Source organism: Vibrio sp. LaRot3, from assembly GCF_027587025.1.
Lineage (GTDB): Bacteria > Pseudomonadota > Gammaproteobacteria > Enterobacterales > Vibrionaceae > Vibrio.
Map to the genome: position 1 here is coordinate 1 of NZ_JAPPTI010000011.1, position 14,343 is coordinate 14,343.

Annotated in this window: 13 protein-coding genes and 1 pseudogene; 4 read left to right on the top strand and 10 right to left on the bottom strand. The window is 45.2% G+C overall.

Annotated features, from left to right (window positions below; genetic code table 11):
* Positions 1-447: 447 nt before the first annotated feature.
* The 7 genes and pseudogenes from fre to trxA form a co-directional block, all read right to left on the bottom strand.
* Complete coding sequence (gene fre / locus OH461_RS16635) at positions 448-1,161, bottom strand: NAD(P)H-flavin reductase (RefSeq protein ID WP_270021685.1); 714 nt, start codon at positions 1,159-1,161, stop codon at positions 448-450.
* A 14-nt stretch (positions 1,162-1,175) separates the two neighbouring features.
* Positions 1,176-1,442: a 2Fe-2S iron-sulfur cluster-binding protein gene (locus OH461_RS16640; protein ID WP_270021686.1), complete on the bottom strand. Its 267-nt coding sequence runs from the start codon at positions 1,440-1,442 to the stop codon at positions 1,176-1,178.
* Positions 1,442-1,885 carry a hypothetical protein gene (locus OH461_RS20130; RefSeq protein ID WP_443088473.1) on the bottom strand — a complete coding sequence of 148 codons (444 nt, stop codon included), beginning with the start codon at positions 1,883-1,885 and terminating at the stop codon, positions 1,442-1,444. Before OH461_RS20130 ends, OH461_RS16640 begins: the two co-directional genes overlap by 1 nt.
* Before the next feature lie 29 nt (positions 1,886-1,914).
* Positions 1,915-3,298, bottom strand: a pseudogene (ubiD, locus tag OH461_RS16645) (4-hydroxy-3-polyprenylbenzoate decarboxylase); the annotation flags it as partial.
* A 99-nt stretch (positions 3,299-3,397) separates the two neighbouring features.
* A complete protein-coding gene (locus OH461_RS16650; protein ID WP_270021688.1) occupies positions 3,398-4,393 on the bottom strand; it encodes a hypothetical protein in 996 nt (331 codons plus the stop codon).
* A 100-nt stretch (positions 4,394-4,493) separates the two neighbouring features.
* The gene (gene rho / locus OH461_RS16655) at positions 4,494-5,753 is read right to left on the bottom strand and encodes a transcription termination factor Rho (RefSeq protein WP_005475035.1); all 1,260 of its coding nucleotides are present in this window, start codon (positions 5,751-5,753) and stop codon (positions 4,494-4,496) included.
* A 203-nt stretch (positions 5,754-5,956) separates the two neighbouring features.
* Positions 5,957-6,283, bottom strand: a complete 327-nt coding sequence (gene trxA / locus OH461_RS16660) for a thioredoxin TrxA (RefSeq protein WP_260261392.1) — start codon at positions 6,281-6,283, stop codon at positions 5,957-5,959.
* Positions 6,284-6,394: 111 nt separating this feature from the next.
* On the opposite strand from trxA, the gene rhlB reads away from it, so the two are divergent.
* Positions 6,395-7,696, top strand: a complete 1,302-nt coding sequence (gene rhlB / locus OH461_RS16665) for an ATP-dependent RNA helicase RhlB (RefSeq protein ID WP_270021689.1) — start codon at positions 6,395-6,397, stop codon at positions 7,694-7,696.
* Positions 7,697-7,703: 7 nt separating this feature from the next.
* Positions 7,704-9,194, top strand: coding sequence for a guanosine-5'-triphosphate,3'-diphosphate diphosphatase (gppA, locus tag OH461_RS16670; protein WP_270021690.1), 1,491 nt, complete (start codon positions 7,704-7,706; stop codon positions 9,192-9,194).
* A gap of 90 nt (positions 9,195-9,284) precedes the next feature.
* On the opposite strand, the gene OH461_RS16675 is transcribed toward gppA, so the two are convergent.
* From OH461_RS16675 to recQ, 3 genes are all read right to left on the bottom strand, one after another.
* Positions 9,285-9,956 (bottom strand): 7-cyano-7-deazaguanine/7-aminomethyl-7-deazaguanine transporter, encoded by a 672-nt coding sequence (locus OH461_RS16675; protein ID WP_270021691.1) that lies wholly within the window; start codon positions 9,954-9,956, stop codon positions 9,285-9,287.
* Positions 9,957-10,160: 204 nt separating this feature from the next.
* Complete coding sequence (locus OH461_RS16680; protein ID WP_270021692.1) at positions 10,161-10,469, bottom strand: DUF3630 family protein; 309 nt, start codon at positions 10,467-10,469, stop codon at positions 10,161-10,163.
* Between the two features lie 29 nt (positions 10,470-10,498).
* Positions 10,499-12,337, bottom strand: coding sequence for an ATP-dependent DNA helicase RecQ (gene recQ, locus OH461_RS16685; RefSeq protein ID WP_270021693.1), 1,839 nt, complete (start codon positions 12,335-12,337; stop codon positions 10,499-10,501).
* Positions 12,338-12,493: 156 nt separating this feature from the next.
* On the opposite strand from recQ, the gene rarD reads away from it, so the two are divergent.
* Both rarD and OH461_RS16695 read left to right on the top strand, forming a co-directional pair.
* Entirely contained in the window at positions 12,494-13,405 is a 912-nt protein-coding gene (gene rarD / locus OH461_RS16690; RefSeq protein WP_270021694.1) for an EamA family transporter RarD, read from the top strand.
* Between the two features lie 3 nt (positions 13,406-13,408).
* Entirely contained in the window at positions 13,409-14,077 is a 669-nt protein-coding gene (locus OH461_RS16695; protein WP_270021695.1) for a LysE family translocator, read from the top strand.
* The last annotated feature ends 266 nt before the right edge of the window (positions 14,078-14,343 follow it).

The window sequence follows — 14,343 nt, forward strand, 5'->3', positions numbered from 1 at the left end:
CTCAATGGTCACTTCGTTTCATTGAAACCTAATTTGATACCGCTCTCTATAAAGAAAGAATATCTAATTGGATTATCATCAACGAGTGCCCACACAGATTGATAGGTTTATATTTTTAAAGAGCTTTGCTTTTCGAGAAGCTTTCTCTCAAAGCGGACGTGCATTTTAGCGATTCAGACTTCAGTGTCAAACACTTTTTTGAAGTTTTTTTGAATTTCTTTTTAATTCGAAACTCAATGCCAAATTGTTGCTTACGTCTTACTGACTCATCGCTGAAGCCTTGTGGCGTCTGCCGTGTCAGTGGAAGCGCATTATAGGGAGTTGGATTTCATTGGCAAGCCTTTTTGCAAAAAAAATTGAAAAAACTGCCCTTTCGTTGAAATTACCATCAAAGAGGCGAAAAAGAGGGCATTTTGCCCTCTTCTTTACCATTGAACTTCGCTATTGCTAGATAAAAGCATAGGCATCAGCGAACATTCTGTCACTTCTTGCTTGTTTATTTTGAGTAAATTGTTCGCGAGCAGCACCCGCCATTTCAAAACGGCCCGCGATGTAGATGTCGTATTGATCTAGAGAATCAAAGTCTCCTGATACTGCTTCTAATACGTTACCTACTTTACCCGTCCAGTTTTCCGGTGCTTCTTCTACTACTGGAATAAACTGTACATTGTCATACTTAGCTGCAATTTGCTCTAGTTCATCTTTTGCGTAAAGCTGGCAGTTGTCACGAGCGCCCCAATATAGATAGATTGGATTAGTTTTTTGCTGCGCAACACAATGATCTAGAATTGAGCGTACGTAACTAAAGCCTGTACCACCTGCAATTAATAATAGAGGGCGTTCGCTTTGTTCTTGTACCCAAGCATCACCGTGGGGTGCGTCAATCGTAATATCACCACCGTTTTCCAATGCGGCTTTCATTGCTTCAACAACTTCTAGTGCATACGCATTATGCTCAGCGGCACCGATATGAAGTTCTAACTCACCTTCATGGCGGCAAGGGCTACTTGCAATTGAAAATGGACGCTTATCTTTTTCACCCATGACGACCATTAGGTATTGGCCGGCTTTGAATGCCACTGGAGACTCAGGGTGAAGCAGGATACGGAATGTATTACAAGCTAAAGGCTCAATAGACTTTACTTTACATTGGATACTCATAGTGTTCCTCTCGCTTACTCTTCCAAGGTAAGCACTAAATTACTTTCTATATAAGCTAGACATGGAAACATCCAGCCTTGTTGTTGTTCTTTCTCTGTAAGCATTGGCTCTAAGTCATAAATGACATCACCCGATACTTTCTTACACATGCACATGGCACATGCGCCTACCTGACACCGATGCGGCAAGCCAATATTATTGTTGAGCGCGGCTTGCAGCACGGTTTGTCCCGATAGGACTTCAAACTCTAGATTGCTTGGTAATAACGTTACCTTGGGCATTAATCAATTCCAAGCTTTGACCATAATTGGTCAATTTTAGTCACTAGCTCTGGATCTTTCTTAATTGGTGTACCCCACTCACGTGTCACCTCTTGAGGCAACTTATTCGTCGCATCGAGACCAATTCTGCTACTTTGCTCTTGAGTTGCGTTGAGCATTATCGTGTCTCGACTCGGATCCATACGAGTGGTGATAGCCCAGATTACATCATTCCAATCTGTCACATCGACATCACCGTCGCAAACTATGATGAATTTCAGATCCGACTGTTCTGATAAATAAGACCAAATCGAGTGCATGATTTGCTCACCTTGACCAGCCGCCTGCTTATCGATATTGACGATCACCATTTGCCCTGCAACAGCACCTGCAGGGAAATGCAGCTGTTTAATCTCAGGGTGGCGTTGCTGGATGGCTTGCGCGTACTCATCAAGATTAAGCAATGGTGATTTCGAAGGCTGAGTTCCAGCTAGTTGCAGTTCTGCATCCCATTTTTTGGTGGCATCAAGCCCCATCTTAGAACCCAGCCCCGCCACTGGAGAAGCAAAGTCCAAAGAGTCGATTGGCGTGCTCTCGATCATCAACGTATCTTTAATTGGGTCCATATGGCGTGTCATTGCGCCAACCACTTCTCCCCAATCCCTTGCGTTGACGGTTTCATCACACACCACGACAAATTTGGTATACATAAACTGGCGCAAGAAAGACCATACCCCCATCATCACACGCTTAGCATGACCCGGGTATTGCTTCTTCATGGTGACGACCGCCATTCGATACGAACAGCCTTCAGGTGGTAAGTAGAAGTCTTCTATCTCTGGGAACTGTTTCTGCAAGATAGGCACAAATACTTCATTCAGAGCAACACCTAAAACCGCTGGTTCATCTGGCGGACGACCGGTATAAGTGCTGTGATAAATCGGGTCTTTGCGCATCGTAATATGAGTAATCGTAAAGACGTGATGTTTTTCTTTTTCGTTGTAGTACCCAGTATGATCCCCATATGGGCCTTCATCAGCGAATTCATTCGGGTCGATAAAGCCTTCCATCACAATCTCGGCGCTCGCTGGCACTTCTAAGTCGTTACTCACCGATTTGACGACTTGAGTTTTACTACCACGCAGTAAACCTGCAAATGCGTATTCAGATAAAGTATCAGGGACTGGCGTGACTGCACCCAAAATGGTCGCGGGGTCTGCACCAAAAGCGACTGAGACTGGGAATGGTTTTCCTGGGTGGGTTTCCATCCAATCACGTAAGTCGAGTGCGCCACCGCGATGAGCTAGCCAGCGCATAATGATTTTGTTTTTCGCTATCTTTTGCTGACGGTATATACCTAAGTTCTGACGCTTCTTGTTCGGCCCTTTAGTTACCGTTAGACCCCAAGTTAATAGCGGTGCGATATCATCTTGCCAGCAACTCATCACCGGGATTTTATCCAAGTCGACTTGGTCACCCTGCCAGATAATTTCCTGACATGGCGCTTTACGTAGGCGCTTCGCTGGCATGTTAAGCACTTGCTTAAACACCGGCAATTTATCAAGTGCGTCTTTAAAACCTTTTGGCGGCTCTGGCTCTTTTAAATATGCCAGTAACTTACCCACCTCACGCAGTTCTTTTACTTGCTGCCGTCCCATACCCATAGCAACACGCTCTGGCGTACCAAATAAGTTAGTTAGAACTGGATAGTCGTAACCAATCGGGTTTTCAAACAACAACGCAGGACCGCCCGCACGTAGGGTTCGGTCACTGATCTCTGTCATTTCATAATGAGGGTCAATGGGATGAGTAATGCGTTTTAACTTGCCTTGCTGTTCTAGCTGGCCGATAAAATCGCGCAGATCTTTAAAACTCATAGCACTCTATTCGTTGATTAATCTACGGGCAGTATATCAAACAAACAGGGATCTCCGATCCCTGTTTTGTGTGAGGATATTTAGGCAGGTCTGAATCGATTAATTACCTAAAACAGAGAGAATTGCCTGACGCTTAACACTTTTCTCGGTATTAGCAATTTCTCTTAACCAAGAGGAATAGCCTTGTTCTGCCAATTGACGAGCGATGAAGTCAACTTCCTCACTACTAGACATTCTCGCAACCAAAAACTCTCGTACTTCGGTGCTCATCGGCTTAATTCGAGTCAGCTCTTTTAATGCTGTCTGCTTTAAGTTCGGATTGGCTACAGCATCCATAAGTTGCTGTGCCGCGAACTCCCCGCCGACACTGGCTAAGCGGTTCAGTTCACGCTTACTGTGTTGATCCGCTTTCATGCGCCATAGTAGGTGGTACATCTCTGGGTCTTCACTTACTTGAGCAAGCCTAACCACAACCGCCTTACTGGGTAGCCAACTCACCACGCCTTGATTGGTAAATTGACCGGTCAAAAACTGCAAAGCTTCTGGAGATAAGCTATCTAGCTCTCTGATCAACAGTTTTTCTCGTGCTTGAACTTGATAGTCTGAGCCTTTCAACCAGTTCTTCAGTAATAACTCTTTCCTTTCCGCTTGCATGACAAAATCTAGTGTCGCTTGGTCTTGCTTCCAGCGTTTCAGCAATCGACTTGCAATAGCCGGGTAATCAAACGCAGGCACACTGAATTCGTAGCCATCACCACGTTCGAGTACTTGATAGGTAGGCACTTTGGCACGCTGCTCTTCAACGAACATCGCCATTTTAGGAGTAAGGATAACGTTTTGCTGTTCTAACTTTTGCAGCAATAGAAAGCGCACCACTTCTTGTTGTGGCAAAGCTAGGCGCTCTAGAGAGAAATTAAGAGAGTCGATATTGTCTTCGACGACATACTCAAGAAGCTCGGCCACTTTGCTGTGCATTGATTCACTTTGTAACCATTGCTCAGCGCGTTCGGGCTGCATCTCTGTTGCAAAGACACTTGGGGTTCCTAATACTAAAAACGCCGTTAGGAGAACCGACGACAACATTCCTTGTTGCATGTTAACCTCCTTGTAACATTTACATCCATTGTGAAGCGATAGCTTCGAGAATGCAAATAAAAACGCCACCGATATCGGTGGCGTTTTTAAGCTAATTCAATTACTGACGACGCATTGCATCAAAGAATTCATCGTTAGTCTTGGTCATTGCCAATTTATCGATTAGGAATTCCATCGCATCGATTTCGCCCATTGGGTGAACAATCTTACGTAGGATCCACATCTTCTGTAGCTCATCGTTCTTAGTAAGAAGTTCTTCACGACGAGTACCAGAGCGGTTGAAGTCGATAGCTGGGAATACACGTTTCTCAGCGATCTTACGGTTCAGGTGGATTTCCATGTTACCTGTACCTTTAAACTCTTCGTAGATAACTTCATCCATCTTAGAACCAGTATCAACCAGTGCTGTTGCTAGGATAGTTAGGCTACCGCCCTCTTCTACGTTACGAGCTGCACCGAAGAAACGCTTCGGACGATGTAGTGCGTTTGCGTCTACACCACCTGTTAGTACTTTACCTGATGAAGGCACTACGGTGTTGTATGCACGCGCTAGACGAGTGATCGAATCAAGCAGGATAACTACATCTTTCTTATGTTCTACTAGGCGCTTCGCTTTTTCGATTACCATTTCTGCTACTTGAACGTGGCGAGATGCTGGCTCATCAAATGTTGATGCAACTACTTCACCTTTAACTAGGCGTTGCATCTCAGTTACTTCTTCTGGACGTTCGTCGATTAGAAGTACCATCAGTTCACATTCTGGGTGGTTGTAAGCGATGCTTTGCGCGATGTTCTGTAGCAGCATTGTTTTACCCGCTTTTGGCGGAGCTACAATCAGACCACGTTGACCCTTACCAATTGGAGAAGCTAGGTCTAGTACACGCGCTGTAATATCTTCAGTCGAACCGTTACCACGCTCCATCACCATACGCTCATTTGCGTGTAGTGGCGTCAAGTTCTCAAATAAGATCTTGTTACGCGCGTTGTCTGGTTTGTCATCATTAACTGTATTGACTTTAAGTAGAGCAAAGTAACGTTCGCCGTCTTTAGGTGGGCGAATTTTACCAGCAATTGAGTCACCCGTGCGTAGGTTGAAACGACGGATTTGACTTGGAGATACATAAATATCGTCAGGGCCAGCAAGGTAAGAACTGTCTGCACTACGTAAGAAACCGAAGCCGTCTTGAAGAATTTCTAGAACACCGTCACCAAAAATGTCTTCACCGCTTTTCGCGTGAGCTTTAAGGATGGCGAAGATGATGTCTTGTTTTCTTAGACGAGCTAGGTTTTCAAGGCCCAAGCTTTCGCCAAGTTTAACAAGATCAGACACAGGTCTGTTCTTCAATTCTGTAAGATTCATGGTAGTAGATACTTGTTTAGTCAAAATAGGATCTGTTTTTTTAGTTAAGATGGATTTGGTCACAGGATCGACCAAGAAGAGAATACTGTTTAATTAACGTGCGATAAATTAGCACTAAATAGTAGCCTAGTCTATCTTTTGTTGCCGTTCAAAAACAAAACCGTGCATTGGTTAAAATGCACGGCTTTATCTGACAGCGAGTTTTACAGGTTGGCGTCCAAAAACTCTTTTAGTTGAGTTTTAGACAACGCACCAACTTTAGTTGCTGCTACGCTACCATCTTTAAATAGAAGCAGCGTTGGAATACCACGGATGCCAAACTTAGGTGGTGTACCTGCGTTTTGGTCGATATTCAGTTTACCGATAGTGAGCTTGCCTTCGTATTCTTCTGCGATTTCGTCAAGAATAGGAGCAATCATCTTACAAGGACCACACCACTCTGCCCAAAAATCAACAAGAACCGGGCCTGCAGCGTTGATTACATCGTTTTCAAAACCGTCATCAGTTAGCTGCAAAATCTTATCACTCATCTTCCACTCCACTGTGTTTTTCAGAACTGGTTGGATGATAACCAGTATTAAGATGCTCTATTGGAATGTATTTACTTTCGTATTGCAAGCCTAAGCTGATATTCTATAGCAATGAAAAAGACGCACATCACAGAGCAAAAGTTCGCCGATTTGGGGTTACACCCCCAAGTTACAAAGGGTTTGGAGCAAAAAGGGTTCGAATATTGTACCCCGATCCAAGCCAAGGCGCTGCCGGTTATGCTCACCGGCCGAGACATTGCAGGCCAGGCCCAAACGGGTACTGGTAAGACTTTAGCGTTCCTTACTGCTACTTTTAACCACTTATTGACGACACCTGAACACGAAGGCCGTCAGCCAACTCAACCGCGCGCTATTATTATGGCACCTACGCGTGAGTTAGCGATTCAGATTTATAATGATGCTGAGCCTTTAATTGCCAGCACGGGTCTGAAAGCGGCTTTAGCTTACGGTGGCGAAAGCTACGATAAGCAGCTAGCGAAGTTAGAAAAAGGCGTAGATATCTTGATTGGTACTACAGGCCGTATTATCGACTTCCACAAACAGAAGGTATTCAATCTTAACAACATTCAAGTTGTGGTTCTGGATGAAGCTGACCGTATGTTTGATCTTGGCTTTATTAAAGACATTCGTTTCTTGTTCCGTCGCATGCCAGCGCCAAACGAGCGTTTGAACATGTTGTTCTCTGCAACGCTTTCGTACCGCGTACAAGAGCTTGCGTTTGAGCACATGAACGAGCCAGAGCCAGTGGTTGTTGAACCAGAACAAAAAACAGGCCACCGAATTCAGGAAGAACTGTTCTACCCTTCTAACGATGACAAAATGGCGTTACTACAAACGCTTATCGAAGAAGATTGGCCAGATCGCGCCATCATTTTTGCTAACACTAAACATATGTGTGAATCGATTTGGGGTCATTTAGCAGCGGATAAACACCGCGTAGGTCTATTGACTGGTGACGTTCCTCAGAAGAAACGTGAGCGAATCCTAGACCAATTCACTCGTGGTGAAGTAGACATCCTTGTGGCAACGGACGTTGCGGCTCGTGGCCTGCACATCCCACAAGTAACACACGTATTTAACTACGACTTACCTGACGACTGTGAAGACTATGTACACCGTATTGGTCGTACAGGCCGTGCTGGCGCAAGTGGTCACTCCATCAGTTTTGCTTGTGAGCAATACGCGATTAACTTGCCAGGTATTGAAGAGTACATTGAGCATGCAATCCCAGTATCAGACTACGATGCTTCCGCTCTAATCCAAGATCTGCCTGCACCTGTTCGTCTGCGTTCTCGCAACAATCAGCAACGCCGCACGAATACTGGTGGTTCTCGCAATAACAACCGCAGACCACACAACCGTTCTCGTCAACGTCAACAAAAGGATTCTTAAGTCGTCTATGAGTCAAGCCGTTTCATCTCCGCTTTACGCTGCTATCGACCTCGGGTCGAACAGTTTTCACATGCTCGTTGTGCGTCACATTGATGGCAGCGTTCAAACCATGGCTAAAATCAAACGCAAGGTTCGACTTGCGGCGGGTTTAGACGAAAACAACGCGTTGAGCCAAGAAGCCATGCAACGGGGCTGGGACTGCTTGAGTCTATTTGCAGAGCGACTACAAGATATCCCGAAGGAAAACATTCGCATCGTCGGTACTGCTACCCTACGTACTGCGATCAATGTGGATGTTTTCCTAAACAAGGCGAACCAAATTCTTGGCCATGAGATTGAAGTCATTTCTGGTGAAGAAGAAGCTGCCGCTATCTATAAAGGTGTAGCTCACACTTCAGGTGGCAGTGGCCGTCGGCTGGTGGTGGATATTGGTGGAGCGAGCACTGAGCTAATTATTGGCGAAGGTTTTGAGTCTAAAGCTCTTACAAGCCTGAAAATGGGCTGTGTAACTTGGCTTGAGCGCCACTTTAAAGATCGCCAGCTGACCATCACCAATTTCAACAATGCGATTGAAGCGGCAAAGCAAACACTGCAACCGATTCTCAAGCAATACACTGATATTGGTTGGGATGTGTGTGTTGGTGCCTCAGGCACCGTTCAAGCACTGCAAGAAATCATGCTTGCGCAAGGTATGGATGAAGTCATTACCCATGCTAAGTTAAAGCGCCTGCAAAAACAGGCCATGCTTGCTGATCACCTTGAAGAGCTTGAAATTGAAGGCCTTACCCTTGAGCGCGCATTAGTGTTCCCAAGCGGCCTATCCATTCTGATTGCAATTTTTGAGTTGTTAGAAATCGACTCCATGACCTTAGCTGGCGGTGCGCTACGTGAAGGCTTGGTGTACGACATGGTCGATGATTTAAAGCAAAGCGACATTCGCGCTCGCACGATCACCAGTGTGCAAAACCGTTACCAACTTGATGTCGCTTACGCCAATCAAGTCGCAGCCCTTGCCCAGCGTCTTTTGTCTCAGTGTGAACAAGACTGGATAGCAGAAGCGCAAGGTGCAGTCATGCTCGATAGTGCCGCTAAACTGCACGAAATCGGTCTAACCATCGACTTCAAAAAAGGGGGCGAACACAGTGCTTACCTGCTTCAGCATCTCGATTTGCCGGGATTCACTCGAGCACAAAAGCATTTCTTAGGTGAGATTGCACGTCGCTACCGTGAGCAACTTAGCTCGTTACCAGAGCAACACGCTTTATCTGGAACAAGTGCCAAGCGCGTACTTCGCCTGCTACGTTTAGCGGTGCTACTAACCCACCGCCGTACCCCTGAGTTAGAGCCAAAGGTAAGTTTAAGCTCAAACGGTGACAAACTGACATTAGCGATGTCTGCTGATTGGTTAGCGAACAACCCTCTGACCGCTGCTGAGCTAGAAATTGAGGCGAACCGTCAAAGTGATATTGGTTGGCCATTAACGATTGAAGCGAATTAAAGCTGCAATACGTCATTGAGAACAAAACAACAAAAAGCCCGCTCAAATTTGAGCGGGCTTTCTTTTATTCACGATTAGGCCAAGCGCCAATCAGTTTGCTGCGCCAACCGCTTTAAAATCTGGGTTAACCGCTGTGATTTTCTTAATGATGTAGTTAAGAAGCACACCGTACATTGGGACAAACAGACCCAAACTGATCACCAATTTGAAACCGTAATCAACCAACGCAATTTCAGTCCAGTGCTCTGCCATAAACGGATCTGGGCTTTGGTAGAAAGCGATAGCAAAGAACGCCAGTGTATCTAATGCATTACCAAATAGCGTCGAACAGGTTGGGGCTACCCACCACTGCTTCATTTGACGCAGGCGGTTAAACACTTGCACATCAAGAATCTGACCGAGCAGATACGCCATGAAGCTTGCAATCGCAATACGCGCAACGAACAAGTTAAACTCGCCTAAGTGTGCGAAGCCTTGATATTGGCCTTCAAAGAAAATTACTGACAATAAGTACGAAACCGCCAGTGCTGGTAGCATCACCAAAAAGATGATTTTACGCGCCATCTGAGCACCGAAAATTCGCACGGTTAAGTCAGTCGCTAGAAAGATAAATGGGAAGGTAAATGCGCCCCAAGTGGTATGGAAACCCATGATGGTAAAGGGAAGTTGTACCAAGTAGTTGCTTGAAGCAATGATAATAAGGTGGAAAAGCACCAAATAGAAAAGGGCGTTGCGCTGCTGCGCAGGGGTAAAGTTACTCATGCGATACCTTTTTAGTTTGGTTTGGGGGTGAGGGAACCCAAATCGAATCAACTCAATAGCGCTAAGCTAGTTAAGTGAACTCTTACCAACAATGTTAAAAAATAGAATTTACGCTCTATAAAAGAGGTGGGCGATTATACATTAACCAATTGCCGCCGCAAGTGGTTCTAGAAAGAGGAATTGAAAAGTGTTCAACTCTGCGTTTTATGGCAGGTCGAAACCTTTTTCAAACACGCTAGCAAGGTAATCTAGCTCTTGATGGCTATCCGTACCGACAAGTGCTTCAAACCAAACACTCTCGCTATAGTGCTCCGCTTTAAGAAACAACTTACATTCTTCAAAATCGATCAACCACGAATGAATATCAGCATCACACTGTTTTTCAATCACTTGAGCTGGCAAGGCTTGTACTAAACGTTGGCCCAATTGGGGAAAATCATCAAAGTCACATTGTGGAGTGCGAATGATCAATCGCCCATGTGCTGCTTGATACTCAATTAAACCAAATTCCATTTACTTCACCTTTGTTTTGAATGTGCAGCCTAGCCGTGATGGGTAATGTGTTCTTGAATCAAGTCTAAGAATGGATCGGCATATTTCTCTAACTTACGTTGACCAACACCACTCACAGCCAACATTTCACCATAAGAAGTCGGCAAAATTTCGGCCATATCAATCAAGGTGGCATCACTAAACACCACGTAAGGCGGTAAGCCATCTTCATCAGCAATGGATTTACGCAGTTTGCGTAGCTTAGCAAACAACTTCTTATCGTAGTTTTTGCTTGATAGCTTATCTGATTTCGCGGCGCGAGCTGCGGTATCCAAACGCGGTACAGCCAACTCTAGTGACATTTCGCCACGCAGTAATGGTCTCGCTTCTTCAGTAAGCTGTAAGGTTGAGTTGCGCGTAATGTTTTGGAACAACATGCCTTTATGAATCAACTGACGGAAGATACTTACCCAGTAATCATGGCTATGATCACGGCCAATGCCGTAGGTTGATAATTTATCGTGGCCATTCTCTCGAACACGAATATTTTGCATGCCACGCATCACTTCCACTACATAACCAATACCAAAACCTTGGTTGACTCGATACACGCAGGACAATGCTTTTTGCGCTTCTTCGGTGGCATCAAAGTGCTTAGGCGGATCCAAACAAATATCGCAGTTACCACACTTCTCTTCACGATATTCACCAAAGTAATTCAACAATACTTGGCGACGACAAGTCTGCGCCTCAGCAAATGCACTCATCGCATTGAGCTTATGGCTTTCCACTTGCTTTTGTGGGCCATCGTCTTTTTCATCCAACATACGACGTAGCCAACTAATATCGGCTGGGTCATATAGCATTACGGCTTCTGCTGGTAAGCCATCTCGCCCTGCTCTGCCCGTCTCTTGGTAGTAAGATTCGATGTTGCGCGGAATATCAAAGTGCACCACAAAACGCACATTAGGCTTGTTAATTCCCATACCAAAAGCCACCGTCGCTACAACAATTTGTAGATCATCTCGTTGAAAAGCGTCTTGTACATAGGCACGTTCATCAGCGTCCATACCAGCATGATAACCCGCCGCTCGAATGTGGTTGTTACACAGCTTTTCAGTCAGCATCTCAACCTTCTTACGGCTACCACAATAGATAATGCCGCAGTTACCTTTTTGCGTATCAAGGTAACGGATGATTTGAGATACAGGCTTATGTTTTTCTAGCAAGGTATAGCGAATATTCGGGCGGTCAAAACTGCCCAAATAGATATGCGGCTCTGCTAATTGCAAACGACTGGTGATGTCTTTACGTGTTGCATCATCTGCGGTTGCCGTTAGCGCCATAAAAGGCACATGAGAGAATTGTTGCTTTAGCTGACCCAAGGCAGCATATTCAGGGCGAAAATCATGTCCCCACTGAGAAATACAGTGCGCTTCATCCACCGCAATCATAGTCAATGGCAAGCTATGTAGGCGCTCAATAAAGTCTCGCATTAACACTCGCTCTGGCGAGACGTACACCAACTTGAGTGCTCCCGAGTTCATACGGTTATACACCGAGATAAGCTCTTCACGCGACATGGTTGAGTTGATGCATTCCGCCGCCACGCCATTCGCTTTAAGCTGATCGACTTGGTCTTTCATTAAAGAAATCAGCGGTGAGATCACCAAGGTTAAGCCATCTCTAACCAATGCAGGAATTTGGTAACACAGTGACTTACCACCGCCTGTCGGCATAATAACTAAGCTATCTTGACCTTGGATCGCTGCATCAATCACTTCTTGTTGCCCACTACGGAATGTCTGGTAGCCGAAAACTTGCTCTAAAACACTTTGTGGGGTGTTTGTTGGCTGAGGTTCGGCTTGGGCTAAAAGTGTCGATGTCATGTAAGGCTCAATTACTCAATGCTTGCGGTGGTTAACCATAGAGAGGCACATTGTAGAGGGGAATGGTGGTGAATAAAACTGCAAATTACTAGGTGAATTCTCAGCCCGCTCGTATACTGACCAATCCTAATAAATTTATAAACACAGTGGTCTTGTATGTCTGATGAGCAACAAAGATCGCGCCAAGGTGTGCTGTTTGCAATTGGTGCATACACCATGTGGGGCATTGCCCCAATTTACTTTAAGTCGCTTGGTGCCGTTTCAGCACTAGAAATCCTAAGCCACAGGGTTGTCTGGTCATTCTTTCTGTTAGCGCTTTTAATCCACGTTGGTCGTCATTGGCGTAACGTGCGCGATGTGCTGCTCGATAAGCGAAAGTTAGCCTTTCTGCTGACAACCGCCGTATTGGTTGGTGCAAACTGGCTGACCTTTATCTGGGCGGTCAATTCTGATCATATGCTAGATGCCAGCTTAGGCTACTACATTAACCCTTTAGTTAACGTCTTACTCGGGATGATTTTCTTAGGGGAAAGATTAAGAAAGATGCAGTGGCTCGCTGTGGCCTTAGCGGCCGGCGGTGTATTGGTACAGCTGATTGCGTTTGGCTCTGTCCCTATTGTGGCTATCGCGCTCGCATCCACCTTTGGTATCTACGGTCTGATGCGAAAGAAAGTCAGCGTTGATGCACAAACCGGCTTGTTTGTAGAAACACTCACCTTGTTACCGGCCGCTGCCATTTACTTACTTTGGATTGCTGATTCGCCAACCGCGGACTTGAGCCAAAATCCAATGACTTTAAATCTGTTGTTGATTGCCGCTGGTGTGATTACCACTTTGCCACTGCTTTGCTTTACTGCCGCTGCTACCCGTTTGAAACTTTCTACTTTAGGCTTCTTCCAATACATAGGTCCAAGCTTGATGTTTTTGCTTGCGGTGCTGGTTTACGGTGAAGCGTTTACGACCGATAAAGCGATCACTTTCGCCTTTATCTGGGGCGCTTTGGTGATTTTCAGCGTCGATGGCCTCAACAATAATCGCAAAAATAAAAAGTTAAAAACACAGTCATAAACCATGAATGAACTAACCATATTACTCACTTTAGCGACCGTACACTGGGTCGCTCTCATGAGCCCGGGGCCCGATTTTGCTTTAGTGGTACAAAACGCTACTCGCTACGGCAGACAAACTGGGCTGTATATTGCGCTTGGTTTATCTTGCGGAATTCTGCTGCACTCAATACTCAGTCTTACCGGTGTTAGCTATCTAGTGCATCAACAGCCTGAGCTTTATTTAGCTTTGCAATTACTGGGGGGTAGCTACCTGTTCTATCTCGGGTCCATAGCTTTAATTAGCGTTTGGCGCAGCCGAAAAGGCGGATCGACAGCAGGGAAGAAAGCCAACTTATTACTGGCGAATAAGAGACAAGCTTTCTCACGCGGGTTTGCCACCAACATTCTCAACCCAAAGGCATTGGTGTTTTTCGTCAGCCTAATGTCGAGCCTAGTACCTTCTACGATGTCTCTTGCAGGCAAAGGGGCAGCGCTGTTTATTTTGTGGTTTCTTTCTTTTGTTTGGTTTGCTCTTTTAGCATGGTTATTGTCTAGCCAACGCTTACAAAGAAAGCTGCAACAAGCCTCCGTTTATATAGATGGGCTATGTGGACTGATGTTTATCTCTATCGGTAGCATCATCCTCTGGCAATCTATATCCGCAATTTATTTAATGCTATTTGCTGCATAGATCGCTGATCGCCCCAACCTCTTGTGAGAGATCTCTTACAAGAGAGTAAGGATATATCGTATTCTTGATCAGATTAAAGCAAATAATTTGATGTAAACTATTGATTTTTAATGACGAGGTGAATTTTTAGTCACTTTTTTAACCTAAAGAAATCGTTTACCTTAATTGTTCTGCGACGAGAAAACCGTAATATAAACCTTGTCGGAAGGATACTGACACGGAACAGGAAATTACCACGGATTAGGTAATCTTCAGGATGAAGATAC